We start from the raw sequence: 725 nt of genomic DNA on the forward strand, positions 1-725 counted from the left end.
CTCATATTGCTTGCCAGGATCGGCCAGTTCCGGTTCAGGCTCGGGGGTGGCGTCTGAAAAGACATTCCGGCCAATGACCTTTCGTTCCGCTGCCCGACAAAATCTAGTTGCCTGAGCATCCAGCAACGACAGGCTCTGTTCCTTCAACCGAAGAAGGGGAGGGGTGAAGGCAGATAAGGGATAGGCGAAGAAACTGATGACGATCGCAAGCCAGCCGCTCATGATCATGCTGAGCGTCGTCGCGGATAGACCCTCCTCGAGAAAGTGGCTCTTTGCGACAGCCGCAGCGATTGCGCAGCTCATCCCGAAGACAAAAATGGCATAGGCGTTCGGATATTGCGCGAGGAAGGCCAATCCCCCCTTGCCATCAGGGTGGGTCGCAACCAGGCGAAGATCGAGCTTTGCAATGTTGCGAAGCATACGGGCCCATAAGAGATGCCTCCATGCGCCCCGTAGAAACAGAAAGACAAACAGTGGAAGGCTGAAGCAGATGGACCACCAGCCGGCGGCCGAAACCCTATTGCCGTCCGGAAAATACGTGACCGCCCATGTTGATGCTTCCGTTGCGTGAAAATTGGCGTAGGAAAGAACCGAGGCGAAAACCGCCAGCATCAGGCAAGTGAACTCCGCCCCGCGAGAATCGCGCTGGCGAAGCGCTGAGGCTACAATGGCCGCGGCGGCCGGAATTGACGTCGGGGCGACAACGGGCGCGAGCACGAGTTGAG

The 725-nt window shown here is 57.9% G+C and carries 1 pseudogene; it reads right to left on the reverse strand.

What is annotated here, in order from left to right:
• A pseudogene (locus AB4Z23_RS27460) lies at window positions 1-420 on the reverse strand (hypothetical protein); the annotation flags it as partial.
• Between the last annotated feature and the right edge of the window lie 305 nt (window positions 421-725).

The sequence above is a fragment of the Agrobacterium sp. MCAB5 genome, assembly GCF_052114365.1.
GTDB classification, from domain to species: Bacteria; Pseudomonadota; Alphaproteobacteria; order Rhizobiales; family Rhizobiaceae; genus Agrobacterium; species Agrobacterium tumefaciens.